The sequence below is a fragment of the Actinomadura latina NBRC 106108 genome, assembly GCF_001552195.1.
Classification (GTDB): Bacteria; Actinomycetota; Actinomycetes; order Streptosporangiales; family Streptosporangiaceae; genus Spirillospora; species Spirillospora latina.
Window position 1 is genome coordinate 1 of record NZ_BCQS01000007.1, and the last position, 12819, is coordinate 12819.

At 73.3% G+C, this 12819-nt stretch carries 14 protein-coding genes and 1 pseudogene; 9 read left to right on the forward strand and 6 right to left on the reverse strand.

Annotation, left to right across the window (positions count from 1 at the left end):
• The 4 genes and pseudogenes from AL2_RS38030 to AL2_RS12060 form a co-directional block, all read left to right on the forward strand.
• A pseudogene (locus tag AL2_RS38030) lies at positions 1–256 on the forward strand (hypothetical protein); the annotation flags it as partial.
• Positions 253–1422: a sigma-E factor regulatory protein RseB domain-containing protein gene (locus AL2_RS12050; RefSeq protein WP_083946438.1), complete on the forward strand. Its 1170-nt coding sequence runs from the start codon at positions 253–255 to the stop codon at positions 1420–1422. The pseudogene AL2_RS38030 and the gene AL2_RS12050, both read left to right, overlap by 4 nt.
• 102 nt (positions 1423–1524) lie before the next feature.
• On the forward strand, positions 1525–3270 hold the full coding sequence (locus AL2_RS12055) for a trypsin-like peptidase domain-containing protein (protein WP_083946439.1): 1746 nt from the start codon (positions 1525–1527) through the stop codon (positions 3268–3270).
• Positions 3271–3365: 95 nt separating this feature from the next.
• Positions 3366–3719 (forward strand): sec-independent translocase, encoded by a 354-nt coding sequence (locus AL2_RS12060; protein WP_067633143.1) that lies wholly within the window; start codon positions 3366–3368, stop codon positions 3717–3719.
• A gap of 97 nt (positions 3720–3816) precedes the next feature.
• Here AL2_RS12060 and AL2_RS12065 read toward each other — a convergent pair whose 3' ends face one another.
• Positions 3817–4956: an Mrp/NBP35 family ATP-binding protein gene (locus AL2_RS12065; RefSeq protein WP_067633145.1), complete on the reverse strand. Its 1140-nt coding sequence runs from the start codon at positions 4954–4956 to the stop codon at positions 3817–3819.
• A gap of 111 nt (positions 4957–5067) precedes the next feature.
• Here AL2_RS12065 and AL2_RS12070 point away from each other — a divergent pair, with 111 nt between their 5' ends.
• Entirely contained in the window at positions 5068–5523 is a 456-nt protein-coding gene (locus tag AL2_RS12070; protein ID WP_245666573.1) for a MarR family winged helix-turn-helix transcriptional regulator, read from the forward strand.
• 57 nt (positions 5524–5580) lie between these two features.
• On the opposite strand, the gene AL2_RS12075 is transcribed toward AL2_RS12070, so the two are convergent.
• Together AL2_RS12075 and AL2_RS12080 are read right to left on the reverse strand one after the other, a co-directional pair.
• Positions 5581–6060 (reverse strand): DUF1003 domain-containing protein, encoded by a 480-nt coding sequence (locus tag AL2_RS12075; protein WP_210748431.1) that lies wholly within the window; start codon positions 6058–6060, stop codon positions 5581–5583.
• Between the two features lie 17 nt (positions 6061–6077).
• The gene (locus AL2_RS12080; RefSeq protein WP_067633149.1) at positions 6078–7376 is read right to left on the reverse strand and encodes a magnesium transporter MgtE N-terminal domain-containing protein; all 1299 of its coding nucleotides are present in this window, start codon (positions 7374–7376) and stop codon (positions 6078–6080) included.
• A gap of 247 nt (positions 7377–7623) precedes the next feature.
• Here AL2_RS12080 and AL2_RS12085 point away from each other — a divergent pair, with 247 nt between their 5' ends.
• The gene (locus AL2_RS12085; protein WP_067633151.1) at positions 7624–8520 is read left to right on the forward strand and encodes an RNA polymerase sigma-70 factor; all 897 of its coding nucleotides are present in this window, start codon (positions 7624–7626) and stop codon (positions 8518–8520) included.
• Here the strand turns inward: AL2_RS12085 and AL2_RS12090 are convergent, their stop codons facing one another.
• Complete coding sequence (locus AL2_RS12090) at positions 8521–9021, reverse strand: hypothetical protein (protein WP_067633154.1); 501 nt, start codon at positions 9019–9021, stop codon at positions 8521–8523.
• Positions 9022–9060: 39 nt separating this feature from the next.
• Between AL2_RS12090 and AL2_RS12095 the strand changes: the two genes are divergently transcribed.
• Both AL2_RS12095 and AL2_RS12100 read left to right on the forward strand, forming a co-directional pair.
• A complete protein-coding gene (locus AL2_RS12095) occupies positions 9061–9999 on the forward strand; it encodes an HpcH/HpaI aldolase/citrate lyase family protein (RefSeq protein ID WP_067633156.1) in 939 nt (312 codons plus the stop codon).
• A 235-nt stretch (positions 10000–10234) separates the two neighbouring features.
• A complete protein-coding gene (locus AL2_RS12100; RefSeq protein ID WP_083946441.1) occupies positions 10235–11353 on the forward strand; it encodes a CPBP family intramembrane glutamic endopeptidase in 1119 nt (372 codons plus the stop codon).
• Here AL2_RS12100 and AL2_RS12105 read toward each other — a convergent pair.
• Positions 11348–11737 (reverse strand): NUDIX hydrolase, encoded by a 390-nt coding sequence (locus AL2_RS12105; protein WP_067633158.1) that lies wholly within the window; start codon positions 11735–11737, stop codon positions 11348–11350. The genes AL2_RS12100 and AL2_RS12105 overlap by 6 nt on opposite strands.
• An 84-nt stretch (positions 11738–11821) precedes the next feature.
• Here AL2_RS12105 and AL2_RS12110 point away from each other — a divergent pair, with 84 nt between their 5' ends.
• Entirely contained in the window at positions 11822–12478 is a 657-nt protein-coding gene (locus AL2_RS12110; protein WP_067633160.1) for a DUF6758 family protein, read from the forward strand.
• Here the strand turns inward: AL2_RS12110 and AL2_RS12115 are convergent.
• Positions 12445–12816 carry a helix-turn-helix transcriptional regulator gene (locus AL2_RS12115; RefSeq protein ID WP_067633162.1) on the reverse strand — a complete coding sequence of 124 codons (372 nt, stop codon included), beginning with the start codon at positions 12814–12816 and terminating at the stop codon, positions 12445–12447. The two genes, AL2_RS12110 and AL2_RS12115, sit on opposite strands and share 34 nt — an antisense overlap.
• Positions 12817–12819: the final 3 nt, after the last annotated feature.

Here is a 12819-nt window from a genome sequence, read left to right on the forward strand (position 1 = left end):
GCGTGCCCGGCCGGCCGGGCACGCGGCCGCCGTACAGGTCCACCCGCGGCGCCGCGCACTCGTCGTCGGCGCCGCCACGCTCGTCATCGGCCTCGGCACCGCCTCCTACGCCGCGGGCGGCCGGCAGGACGCGCCGACCGTCACGCCCGCCTTCGACCGGTTCGCCGTCGAGCACGCGCTGACCTCAGGGGACGCGCCGCTGACCGACCCGCTCACCGACCCGGTCTACCAGGTCCAGGTCTCCCCGGGGCCGTGACCGCACCGGCCGCGACCGGCGAGGGACGGCGCCGGAGGCGCTTCGGGAGGCCCGGGGGGCCGTCCCTCCTCGAACGGTGCGGCGGGCGCGGGCGGCGGTGCGCCGTCCTGGCCGGCGGGATCGCGGGGGTGCTCGCGGTCGCCGGGCTGCTGTCGGGCGATCCGGCCGCCGTCCGCCGCGTCCGCAGCGACCCCGGCGCCGTGGGGCTGCTGCGGGCCGCCGCCGAGGCCGCCCAGCGCGTCCCGTACGAGGGGCGCCACTTCCTCACCACGTGGGACCGCAGCCGGTCCGCCACGTCCCGCGTCAGCGTGGCCCACCGGCCCGGCGAGGGCATCCGCTACCGGTCCGGAGCGAGCGGGGCGGGGTACCGGCCCGAGCCGGCCGCCGGGGACACCACCGGCCTGACCCCGGAGACCCTCGCCCTGCTGACCCGCAACTACTCGGTGGTGCGCGCCGAGGACGCGGCGGTCTGCGGGCGGCGGGCGCGCGTCGTCGAGGCCCGCCGGCCGGACGGCAGCCCCGCCGGGCGCTTCTGGATCGACCGCGAGACCGGGCTGATGCTGCACCGGGAGCTGATCGACGCCACCGGGCGGCCGGTGGTCGTCACCGGGTTCAGCGAGATCAGCTTCACCATGCCGCCGGCGGAGCACGCCGTGCTCGGCCAGCCCCGGGGCGGGCTGCTGCGCTTCCCCGGGTCCAGCGCGGGCGGGCCCGTCGAGGGCGCCGGGAGCGCGTGGGGCGAGCGGCTGGACCGTGCCGGGATCGCCGGGCTGCGCGACCGCGGCTGGCCCGTCCCGAAGGACCTGCCCGGCCGGCTCACCCTCTACGACGCGCGCCGCGAGCGGGGCGGCGGCGCCGTCCACCTCACCTACTCCGACGGCCTCGCCGCCGTGTCGGTGTTCGTGCAGCGCGGCAGCCTCGACGAGCGCGGCATGGCCGGCTGGCAGAAGACCTTCCGCCGGGGCCGGACGGTGTACCGGCGCGAGGCGCTGCGGCGCTGGGCCGTGTCCGCCGCGCACGGCTACGTCTACACCGTTCTGACCGACGCCCCGCAGAGCACGGCGGAGGCGGTCGCGGTGAACATGCCGCACGGCACCGAACCGTTCTGGACGCGCGTCTCCCGCGGTGCGCGGCGCCTCACCTCGTCGGTGAATCCGTTCGACTGACCCGGGATGAGCCCATTGAATTCAGGTCTTATGCTCGCCACATGCCTTTCGGGGCAGCATGAGCACGGATGACGAGGACCATGCTCGGTAGGAGAGATGGGGATGACGGAAGACAACCGCGGGCCGGTCAGGGCGCCTTCGGAGGACGACGAGGTCGCCTCCGGCCGGGAGCCTGAGCGGCAGGAGGCGGCGGCTCCTCCCGAGACGGTGACCGACCAGGAGATCCCGGCGGCTCCGCCGGTGGACGGTCCCGAGCCGGCGGACGACCCGGAGCCCGCCCCCGGCGCGGCGGACGGCGACCGGCTGGTGGCCGGCGGGTTCGCCCCGCCGGACTCGCTCGGGGGCCTGCCGGACACCAGCGAGGACGTGTTCTCCCGCGGCGCCGCTGACATGGGGCCGCAGGAGGTGCCGCTGCAGGACGTCCGGCCGCACGACATGCCGCAGCCCCCGCCGCCCGTGCCGCTCGACAAGCCCGGCGCGGACGACGACCGCCCGCGGCCCGGGTTCGTCCCGCACAACCACGACCCGCGCGCCGCGCAGGGCGGCCCGCCCGGCGGCTGGCCGCACCAGTCCCACCAGGGTCCGCCGCCCGCGGGCGCCCGGCCGCCGCTGGCGCCGCCGCCCGCGCCGCTGGGACCGCCGCCCGGCGGTCCCGGTCCCCGCCCGATGTCGGGCTACGGGATGCCGCCCGGCGGCACCGGGCCCAACTGGGCTCCCGTGCCGGCGATGCCGCCGTCCTCGCGCGGCGGGCCCGGCCTCGGGCTGCTCGCCGTCATCGCGCTGATCGTCGCGCTGGTGGCCGGGGCGCTCGGCGCCGGGATCGGCGTGATCGCCACCAACGGCGACGGCGGCGGCGGCTCGGTGAGCCTCGGCGGCGGCAGCGGCAGCGACGCCAAGGTGCAGAACCGCCCGCCGGACTCCGTCGCCGGGGTCGCGCAGCGGGTGCTGCCGAGCGTCGTGATGATCCGCGTGCAGTCCGCGCAGGGCGAGGTCGGCGGGACCGGCTTCATCGTCAACGGCGGCTACGTCATCACCAACAACCATGTCGTCGCGGGCGCGGGCGGCGGGCAGATCCAGATCGTCTTCAACGACAAGAAGACGCTGCCCGCGACCGTCAAGGGCGCCGACCCGAGCTCGGACGTCGCCGTCCTCAAGCCGGCGGGCCGGCACTCGCTGCCGGCGCTGCCGCTCGGCGACTCCGCCAAGATCGCCGTCGGTGACCCGGTGATCGCGATCGGCTCGCCGCTCGGCCTGCAGGGCTCGGTCACCACCGGCATCGTCAGCTCGCTGAACCGGGCCGTGCCCACGCAGGGCGAGGGCGGCGGCGACGCGTCCTACCTGAACGCGATCCAGACCGACGCGGCGATCAACCCCGGCAACTCGGGCGGTCCGCTGGTGGACGCGAGCGGCCGCGTCATCGGCATCAACACCGCGATCGCGACGCTCGGCGGCCAGTCGCTCGGCGGCGAGCAGCAGAGCGGCAGCATCGGCCTCGGCTTCGCGATCCCGATCAACCAGGGCAAGCGGGTCGCCGAGGAGATCATCCGCAGCGGCACCGTCCGGCAGGCCAAGCTCGGCGTGTTCCCGGATCCGCGCTACCAGGACGGCGGCGCCAAGATCATGTCGCAGCAGGTCAACGGGCAGGACCCGGTGATCAAGGGCGGCCCGGCGGACAAGGCGGGGCTGAAGCCCGGCGACGTCATCACCAAGATCGACGACAAGCCGATCGAGGACGCCACCGACCTGATCGCGCAGATCCGCAGCCGCGCCCCCGGCGACCGGATCAAGCTGACCTACGAGCGCGACGGCAAGGAGAGCACGGCCCAGGTGACCTTGGGCGCCGACTAGACGGCAGGACGTGCAGGTCCGGTTCGTCCGGGCTCGGGATACGCTGAGGGGGCCGGTCCGGGCGGACCGGCCCCCGACGGCTTGTGGAGGACGGGTTGTTCGACGTCGGACTCGGTGAGATGGCGGTGCTCGTCGTCCTCGCCCTGGTCATCTTCGGCGACAAGCTGCCGCAGGTCGCCGGGCAGGCCGGACGCATGCTGCGGCAGTTCCGGCAGATGGCCGACAGCGCCAAGGCGGACCTTCAGGAGGGCCTCGGGCCGGAGTTCAAGGACTTCGATCTGAACGACCTCAACCCCAAGACGTTCGTCCGCAAGCACCTGCTGGACGACGACGACACCTACCCGGCCAAGAACGGCACGGGCCTCTTCGACGACGAGCCCTCCTACGCGACCATGGCCGGCGGCCTCGAAACCGGCGAGCGCCCCCCGTTCGACAACGAGGCCACTTAGCCCAGGGGCTCGACTCCCTGGAACCCCCGGTCAGACCTCGAACCCGTCAGGGCCGGGCGCCCTCCGGCTGCCCGGCCCTTCCGGCGGTCGCGGGGACCTACCTCCCCTTCGGGCTGATGCCGAGGGACATGCCGGCGAGGCCGCGGCTGCGGCCGGCCAGCTTGTCGGCGATGGTGCGCAGTTCCTTCGCGGCGCCGGCGTCGGGGTCCGACAGGACCAGCGGGACGCCGTTGTCGCCGCCCTCGCGGAGCCGCGGGTCGATCTGCACCTGGCCGAGCATGGGGACGCGGGTCCCGAGCGTCTTCGTGAGCGCGTCCGCGACCGTCTGGCCGCCGCCCTCGCCGAAGATGAACTGCTGCTCGCCGCAGTGCGGGCACGACAGGTAGGACATGTTCTCGATCACGCCGACGACCTGCTGGTGCGTCTGCGCGGCGATCGCGCCCGCCCGCTCGGCCACCTCGGCGGCGGCCTGCTGCGGGGTGGTGACGACGAGGATCTCCGCGGACGGCAGCAGCTGCGCGACGGAGATCGCGATGTCGCCGGTGCCGGGCGGCAGGTCCATCAGCAGGATGTCGAGGTCGCCCCAGTACACGTCCGAGAGGAACTGCTGGAGCGCGCGGTGCAGCATCGGCCCGCGCCACACGACCGGCTGGTTCCCGGCGGTGAACATGCCGACGGAGATCACGCTCACGTCGTGCGCCGTCGGCGGCAGGATCATGTCCTCGACCTTGGTGGGGGCGTTCTTGACGCCCAGCATCCGCGGCACCGAGTGGCCGTAGATGTCGGCGTCCACGACCCCGACCTTGCGGCCCTGCGCGGCCAGCGCGGCGGCGAGGTTCACGGTCACCGACGACTTGCCGACGCCGCCCTTGCCGCTCGCCACCGCGTACACCTTGGTCAGCGAGTTGGGCTTGGCGAACGGGATCTCCTTGGCGGCCTGCCCGCCGCGGAGCTTGGTCTGCAGGTCCTTGCGCTGCTCCTCGCTCATCACGTCGAGGTCGACCTGGACGGAGGCGACCCCGTCGAGTTTGGAGACGGCCTCCGTGACGCGTTTGGTAATGGTGTCCTTCATCGGACACCCCGCCACGGTCAGGTAGACGCCGACACGGACGGTGCCGTCCGAGGCGATGTCGACGCTCTTGACCATGTCGAGCTCGGTGATGGGCTTGTGGATCTCTGGATCGTTCACCGTGGCGAGAGCCTCGGTCACCCGCTCGGTCGTCAACTGGGAGGCCATGCCTCCCATGGTATGAACCCCGAGGCCGTACCCGTTAATCAGGGTGTCCGTCCTCACATGTCGCGTGCGTCTCCATCGCGCGGACGACCCCGCGGCCGTAACATCGGTTCGGTGACCGACGGTACCCTCACGGCCGCGGAGCTGGTCGTCTGGCGGACCATGCTGCGGGCGCAGGCGCAGCTCTCCCGCCGCCTGCAGGCCGACCTGCTGGCCCGGCACGGCCTCGCGCTCGGGGCCTACGAGGTGCTGATGCACCTCGGCGAGGCGGCGGGCGGGCGGCTGCGGATGAACGACCTCGCCGACCGCGTCCTGCTGTCGCGCAGCGGGCTGACCCGGCTCGTCGACCGGCTGCAGCGCGACGGGCTGGTCGTCCGGCAGTCCTGCGCGGACGACGCGCGCGGCCTGTACGCCGCGCTGACCGCCGCCGGCCGGGACCGGCTCGCCGACGCCGTCCCCACCTACCGGCAGGGCGTCCAGGACCACATGCTCAGCCGGCTGGACGAGTCCGACCTGCGCACTCTCGGGCACATCCTCGACAAGCTCGCCGACGAGCGGCTCCCCGTCTGAACACGGCGGCGGCGAACCACCCATCACCAGATTGGCCGACGTCCCTGGGCAGTACACCTAGGGGACGTGCTCCTTCGCGTCCAGGTCCCTGATGATCTGCTGGAGCTCCGAGCGCAGGAAGTCGCGGGTGACGACCTCGTTGAGCGCCACCCGCAACCCGGCGATCTCCCGCGTCAGGTACTCGGTGTCGGCGATGCTGCGATCGCCCCGCGCCCGGTCCTGCTCGTACTGGACGCGGTCCCGGTCATCCTGCCGGTTCTGCGCGAGCAGGATCAGCGGCGCGGCGTAGGACGCCTGGAGCGACAGGATCAGCGTCAGGAAGATGAACGGGTACGGGTCCCACCGCAGGAACGACGGGGCGAACACGTTCCAGATCAGCCACACCGCGATGAACCCGGTCATGTAGACGATGAACCTGGCCGTGCCGAGGAACCGCGCGATCCGCTCCGACAGCCGACCGAACGACTCGGGGTCGTAGTGGATCCGCGGCAGCAGCGTGCGGCGGATCTCCCTCGGCTGGTCCAGGCGCGCGGTCATCGGGCGTGTCGTCATCATCATGTGGTCCCCCGGAGTGCCTCTTCCTCGGGATCCGCGGACTCCTCGGCGGCGGTGTCCATCACGGCCTCCCGCCAGTCCTCGGGCAGCAGGTGGTCGAGCACGTCGTCGATCGTCACGGCGCCGAGCAGATGGCCGTTGTCGTCCACGACGGCGCCCGCGACGAGGTTGTAGGTGGCCAGGAACATCGCGACGGCCTCCAGCGACATGGTGGGGCGCAGCGGGTCCAGCTCCGCGTCCACGATGCCGCTGACGAGCGTCGGCGGCGGCTCGCGCAGCAGCTTCTGGAAGTGCACCGTGCCGAGGTACTGGCCGGTCGGCGTCGCGGTCGGCGGCCGGCACACGTACACCTGCGCGGCCAGCGCCGGGTTCAGGTCGGGGTTGCGGATCAGCGCGAGCGCCTCGGCGACCGTCGCGTCCGGCGGGACGATCACCGGGTCGGTGGTCATCAGCCCGCCCGCCGAGTGGTCGGGGTAGGTGAGCAGCCGCCGCACCGGCGCGGCGTCCTGCGGCTCCATCAGCGTCAGCAGCCGCTCCCGCTGCTCGGTGGGCAGCTCCCCGAGCAGGTCGGCGGCGTCGTCGGGGCCCATGGCCTCCAGGACGTCGGCGGCCCGATCCACGCCGAGCTTGCCGAGGATCTCGACCTGGTCGTCCTCGGGCAGCTCCTCCAGGACGTCGGCGAGCCGCTCGTCGTCGAGCGCCGCCGCGACCTCGGTGCGCCGCTTCGACGGCAGCTCGTGCACGATGTTGGCGAGGTCGGCGGCCTTCATCTGGCCGAACGCGGCGATCAGCCCGGCGGCGCCCTGGCCGTGCTCGACCGCGGAGAACCCCTCCACGGCGTCCCAGTCGACGATCATGCTCTCCCCGCGCTTGCGCAGCCCGCGGCCGGTTCGGCGGCTGACGGCGACCTTCGCGACCAGCCAGTCCCGGGTGCGGGTGGGCTCCATCGCCACGTCCACGACGGAGACCGGCTCACCGTCGCCTGAGAACCGGACCGTCCGGTCGAGCATCTCCGCGATGACCAGCGTCTCCGACTCGCGCTTCTGGAAACGCCGCATGTTCAGCCGCCCGTCGAAGATGATCGCGTCCGCCTCGATCACCGTCACCCGGGTGATCGGCAGGAACACCGCCCGCCTGGACGCGACCTCCACCACGAGCCCGAGCACCCGCGGCGGGCGCGGCGCCAGCCGCAGCGCGACCACGACATCGCGGACCCTGCCCACCTGGTCCCCGGCCGGGTCGAACACCGCGATGCCCGCCAGCCGGGCGATGAACACCCGTGTCGGAGCTGCGCTCATGGACGGGACACTACCCATGATCGCCCCCTTGATCCGGACCCGCCCCGGTTCCGCCCCTCTTCAGCCCCCGAAAATCGGCCCGACCGCAATTCGGGCCATTGGTGTTCCTTTTTCAGAGGACGAGAGCATGCGGGTGTGCCGGGGGACCATGCGCGCGGAATGACCGGAGATGTCACATTCAGGGTGGGTGCCTCGTTGTGAGAAGTGATGTTTTGATGGGCATCCCGGCATGCGAGGCTGAACAACCATGGACGAGTCCGTTGAACCCTTCGAGGAGCACCGCAACCTGCTGTTCGCGGTGGCCTACCGGATGCTCGGCACGGCGGCCGATGCCGAGGACGCCGTGCAGGACGCCTGGCTGCGCTGGTCCGCGGGGGACCGGTCCGGCGTGGCCGACCCGAAGGCGTACCTCGTCCGGATCACCACCAACGTCGCGCTCGACCGGCTGCGGTCCGCGCAGGTCCGGCGCGAGACCTATGTCGGGCCGTGGCTGCCGGAGCCGATGCTGACGTCCCCGGACGTCGCCGAGGACGCCGAGCTGTCGGAGTCGGTGTCGATGGCGATGCTGGTCGTCCTGGAGACGCTGAGTCCGCTCGAACGGGCCGTCTTCGTCCTCAAGGAGGTCTTCGGCTACCCGTTCGCGGAGATCGCGAAGGCGCTGGACCGGTCGGAGGCGTCCGTGCGGCAGGTCGGGACCCGCGCCCGCAAGCACGTGGAGGCGCGGCGCCCCCGCTTCGAGGCGGACGGCGCCGAGCGGCGCGCCGCGACCGAGCGGTTCCTCGACGCGGTCCTCGGCGGCGACATCAACCGGCTCATGGAGGTCCTCGCCCCCGACGTCGCGCTGTGGTCGGACGGCGGCGGCAAGGTCCGCGCGCCGCGCCGGGTGATCTTGGGCGCCGACAAGGTGGGCCGCTTCCTCGGCGGGATCCGCGGCGTGACGTACGCGGGCGTCGCCCCCGCCGACATGCGGTTCCGGCGCGTCGAGATGAACGGCGAGCCGGCCGTCGTGGTGGACGGCCCGGACGGCCCGATCACCGTCTTCACGGTCGACATCGACCCGGCCGGGCAGGTCCAGACGGTCCACCTGGTCGCCAACCCGGACAAGCTGCGCGCCGTCGCGGAGGGCCGCCGGCTCCCGATGTAGCTACCGGTCGACCTGCCGGCGCTTCCCGCCGTACATGCGGGGCGGGGCGCCGGCGGTCGTCGCCGGGGTCGGCACCGGGCGGACGGCCGCGTACCCGTCCGCCGCCCCGGCGATCTCGTCCGCCGGGGTCAGCCGGACGATCCACGACTCGGTCGCCCACGTCTCCACCTGCTCCTCGTGGGTGCGGGCGTTGAGGCGCTCCTTGGCGAGGACCGGGGTCACGGCGTCCCACTGCTCGGTTCCCGGCTCGACCACCTCGACGTCGGCGATGAACGCGACGAGCCGGCCGCCCTTGTCCTTGCTGCGCAGGATCACCGGCACGTGCGCTGACTCGGCCAGCCCCGGCAGCGGCTGCTCGCCCTCGCCGCCGGTCAGCACGTACGCGGAGCCGTCGTGCCACACGTGCCAGGCGGCCCGCGGCTGCGGCAGGCCGGGCAGGTCCAGCCACAGCAGCCCCGACTTCTTGGCCGCCTCCTCCACCAGCGCCCTGTTCAGACCCATGCCCGAAGGGTCTCACACCCGCTGGATAGCATCCGGGCCATGCGCTCTCGACGTACCACCCTCGCCGTCCCGGGCAGCAATCCGCGCTTCATCGAGAAGGCGCGGGGCCTGCCCGCCGACGAGATCTTCCTCGACCTGGAGGACGCCGTCGCGCCGTCCGCCAAGGAGGACGCCCGCGAGACCGTCGCCGCCGCGCTCAACGAGGGCGGCTGGTCGGGCAGGACGCGGGTGGTGCGCGTCAACGACGTGGAGACCCGCTGGGCCTACCGGGACGTGATCGAGGTTGTCGAGGGCGCCGGCGCGAACCTGGACGCGATCATGCTGCCGAAGGTGTCGGACGCCACCCACGTCCAGTGGCTCGACCGGCTCCTCACCCAGATCGAGCGGGCGGTCGACCTGCCGGTGGGCCGCATCGCCATCGAGGCCCAGATCGAGGACGCCCGGGGCCTGACGAACATCGACGCGATCGCCGCGTCCTCGCCCCGGCTGGAGGCCCTGGTGCTCGGGCCGGGCGACCTCATGGCGTCCCTCAACATGAAGACCCTGGTCGTCGGCGAGCAGCCGCCCGGCTACACCGAGGGCGACGCCTACCACCACATCCTGATGCGGATCCTGATCGCCGCCCGCGCCCACGACCTGCAGGCCATCGACGGGCCGTACTTCAACGTCCGCGATGTGGACGCCTTCACGCGGGTCGCGCGGCGCTCCGCCGCCCTCGGCTTCGACGGCAAGTGGGTCCTGCACCCGGCGCAGATCGAGGCGGGGAACGCGGTGTTCTCCCCGTCCCAGGACGACTACGACCGCGCCGAACTGATCCTGGACGCCTACGACCGCTCCCTGCGCGAGGGCCGCGGCGCCGCCACGCTCGGCGACGAGATGATCGACGAGGCGTCCCGCAAGATGGCGCTCGTCATCGCCGCCAAGGGCCGCGCCGCCGGGCTGGCCCGCACCCGGCGCTCCGACCCGCCGGGGAACTGACGCCCCGTACGATTCGTCCCACGTACGCGAAGGGTTCACGGGAGGGGTCGACGTGTCAGAACCAGGGGAGACCAACGGCTGGGCGCCCCCGGATTCCACCCCTGCCGAGCCGCACGGCCGCCTCGCTCCGCCCGACCCCGAGCGGACGTCCGCCCCACCGCGGCCCGACGGCGGAATGCCGCAGCCTTACGGGCAGGCTCAGGGGTACGGGGGTGCTCCTGAGTACGCGCCTGGAATGCCCTACTGGCAGGGATCGCCGGCGCAGCCGGGCGGGTGGGAGTACGGGTCCGGTGCCTATGGGCCCGGAGCCTACGGGCCCGCGTACGGCGCGCCGCCCGCCAAGCGGCGGTGGCCGGTGGAGCCGCCGGAGGGCAGGCCGTTCCACCAGGCGGCGCGGAACGAGGCGCACCGGTGGTGGCGTCCGCTGGTGGGAAGCCTGGCGATCATCGCCGTGGGGACGGGTTCCGCGATCCTGCTGATGCTCGCCGGGATGGTCGTCAAGGTGGCGGCCACCGGCGACGTCCCGGACCCCACCGGGACGGGCACCGACTCGATCTTCGGGAACGACACGGCGGACCTCGCGTTCAACCTGGGGTCGCTCGCCCTGTTCCTGCCGGTGGCGCTGGGCGCGGCGTGGCTGGTCCAGCGGCGGCGGCCGGGCACGCTGTCGTCGGTCGCGGGCCGGCTGCGGTGGCGCTGGATGCTGGCGTGCTCCGGCCTGGCGGTCATGTTCTGCGTCGTGTCGTACGGGACGTCGATCGTGGCGGCCGTCGCGATGGACGACCAGTCCGGCGGTGACGAGCACTGGGTCGGCTGGGGCGCGTTCCTGGCTCCCGCGATCGTGATCGTCCTGCTGGTGCCGTTCCAGGCGGCCGCGGAGGAGTACGTCTTCCGCGGCTGGGTGCTCCAGGCCGTGGGCGCCTGCACGCTGGAGAACGCCGGGAGCGGGATCGGACGGTTCTTCAGCGCCGTGTTCCGCACCCCGTGGCCCGGCATCGTCGTCGGGTCGGCGCTTTTCACGGCCGGGCACGGCTACACGAGCTGGGGCATCCTCGACATCTTCCTGTTCGGTGCGATCGCGGCGTGGCTGGCGGTGCGGACGGGCGGGCTGGAGTCCGGCATCGCCCTGCACGTGTTCAACAACCTGATGGCGTTCCTGCTCCCGGCGGCGGTCGGCAAGCTGGACATGGAGCAGGGCAGCGTCCCATGGCAGGTGGTGCTCGCGGACGTCGTCCCGATGGTGCTCTACGCGCTGGTGGTCGTGCGGCTGGCGCGCCGGATGCGGGTCCAGCGGGTCACGGCGCGGGACGGCGTGCCGGTCACGCCGGACTCGCGACCGGTCCCGGTGTCATAGGACGCCCCACAGCGCGAGCGCGTCGAGGAGCCCCGGCGTGACGGGGAGGTCGCCGAGGTCGTCCGGCCGCACCCAGCGCGCCTCGGACGCGTCGTCGCCCGCGCGGAGCGTCCCGCCGGTCACGGTGGCCGTGTAGTCGTGGATCTCGTAGGCGACGCCGTCCGGGCCGGGGCGTTCGACCGTCCCGGCCAGGGCGCCGACGGCGACGTCCAGGCCGGTCTCCTCCTTCAGCTCCCGCGCGACCGCGGCCGGATCGTCCTCGCCGGGCTCGACCCGTCCGCCCGGGACGGACCACAGGCCCTCGCCCGGCGGGCGCCCGCGCCGGACGAGGAGCAGCCGCCCGTCGCCGTCGTGCACGATCCCGCCGACGCAACGAATTCCCATGACTCCATTTTGTCCCCCCCTTTCCCATGCGGCTACCTGTCCGAACTTGACGATCGGGGACGCCGCCGCGCAAGGTGGGTAATCATGAGGGCGGAGCCGATGTGCCCGCGCTGCGCGGGTCCGCTTCGCGCGCCGGGACTCTGGTCGAGCGACTGGACCTGTGGTGTGCACGGCGCCGTACTGCCGAGGCAGCCGTCCAAACGTCCCGGCCCGGACGGGCTGGCCGCCGTGCTGCGCGACGCGAGAGTCCCCGTCTGGACGCCCTGGCCCCTTCCGCCGGCCTGGCTCGTCACGGGATTCGCCACGGTCGGGGACGACCGTTCGGGTGCGCGGGCGACGGCCGTCGCCGTGTCCGGGCCGGGGCTCCTGCGCGGCCCCGCCGACCTTGTGCTGATCGCCGAGGAGCCCGGCATCGGGCTCGGCGCCCACTACGCCGGGCTCGACGGCTCCGACCCCGGCGAGGCGTTCAACGGGAGCCCGCCGCACGTGAAGCTCGACGTCAGCGGTCCGGCCGCGACGTGCGGGCGGTCGGTGCCCATGTGGGCGGTCGGGACCGGGCCCGACCGCGCCGACCGGGCCGTCTTCGTCGGGGAGGCGATGGGCAACTGGCTGTGGGCGGTGCTGTGGCCCGCCGACTCCGGCGTCCTGATGCTGGAGACCCAGAACCTCCTCGACCTGCGCGAACCGGGCATGGACCTCGATCTCCCCTACGGCGCCCACAGCCCGCGGCTGGACGAGTGACCGAACCAGGCTGAGGCGAGGCTCTGGTAGCGGCTCATATAGGAGTCGAGCAGCTTCCGCAGCGCCTCCAGGTCGCGGGCCCAGTCCGTGAGCGCGGCGAGGCCGGGGCCGGTGATGCTGTACACCTTGCGGGCGGGGCCCGCCGGGTTCGGCTCCCAGCGCGCCTCCACCAGTCCCCGGCGCTCCAGTTCGCGCAGGGCCCGGTAGACGGCGCCGGGGTCGTCCTGGAGCAGCAGGCCGAACGAGCGGAGGTGCTCGATCAGCGCGTAGCCGTGCCCCGGCCGCTCGCTGAGAAGCAGCAGCAGGCACGGCTGCAGGAGTCTGACGACCGACCTCATCTT

Bases quoted from the DNA above. Each gene is read 5' to 3' on its own strand.
- AL2_RS12055 (WP_083946439.1), top strand. From the start codon at position 1,525: ATGACGGAAGACAACCGCGGGCCGGTCAGGGCGCCTTCGGAGGACGAC.
- AL2_RS12065 (WP_067633145.1), bottom strand. From the start codon at position 4,956: ATGGCCTCCCAGTTGACGACCGAGCGGGTGACCGAGGCTCTCGCCACG.
- AL2_RS12075 (WP_210748431.1), bottom strand. From the start codon at position 6,060: ATGACCGCGCGCCTGGACCAGCCGAGGGAGATCCGCCGCACGCTGCTG.
- AL2_RS12080 (WP_067633149.1), bottom strand. From the start codon at position 7,376: ATGAGCGCAGCTCCGACACGGGTGTTCATCGCCCGGCTGGCGGGCATC.
- AL2_RS12085 (WP_067633151.1), top strand. From the start codon at position 7,624: ATGGACGAGTCCGTTGAACCCTTCGAGGAGCACCGCAACCTGCTGTTC.
- AL2_RS12090 (WP_067633154.1), bottom strand. From the start codon at position 9,021: ATGGGTCTGAACAGGGCGCTGGTGGAGGAGGCGGCCAAGAAGTCGGGG.
- AL2_RS12095 (WP_067633156.1), top strand. From the start codon at position 9,061: ATGCGCTCTCGACGTACCACCCTCGCCGTCCCGGGCAGCAATCCGCGC.
- AL2_RS12100 (WP_083946441.1), top strand. From the start codon at position 10,235: ATGCCCTACTGGCAGGGATCGCCGGCGCAGCCGGGCGGGTGGGAGTAC.
- AL2_RS12105 (WP_067633158.1), bottom strand. From the start codon at position 11,737: ATGGGAATTCGTTGCGTCGGCGGGATCGTGCACGACGGCGACGGGCGG.
- AL2_RS12110 (WP_067633160.1), top strand. From the start codon at position 11,822: ATGAGGGCGGAGCCGATGTGCCCGCGCTGCGCGGGTCCGCTTCGCGCG.
- AL2_RS12115 (WP_067633162.1), bottom strand. From the start codon at position 12,816: ATGAGGTCGGTCGTCAGACTCCTGCAGCCGTGCCTGCTGCTGCTTCTC.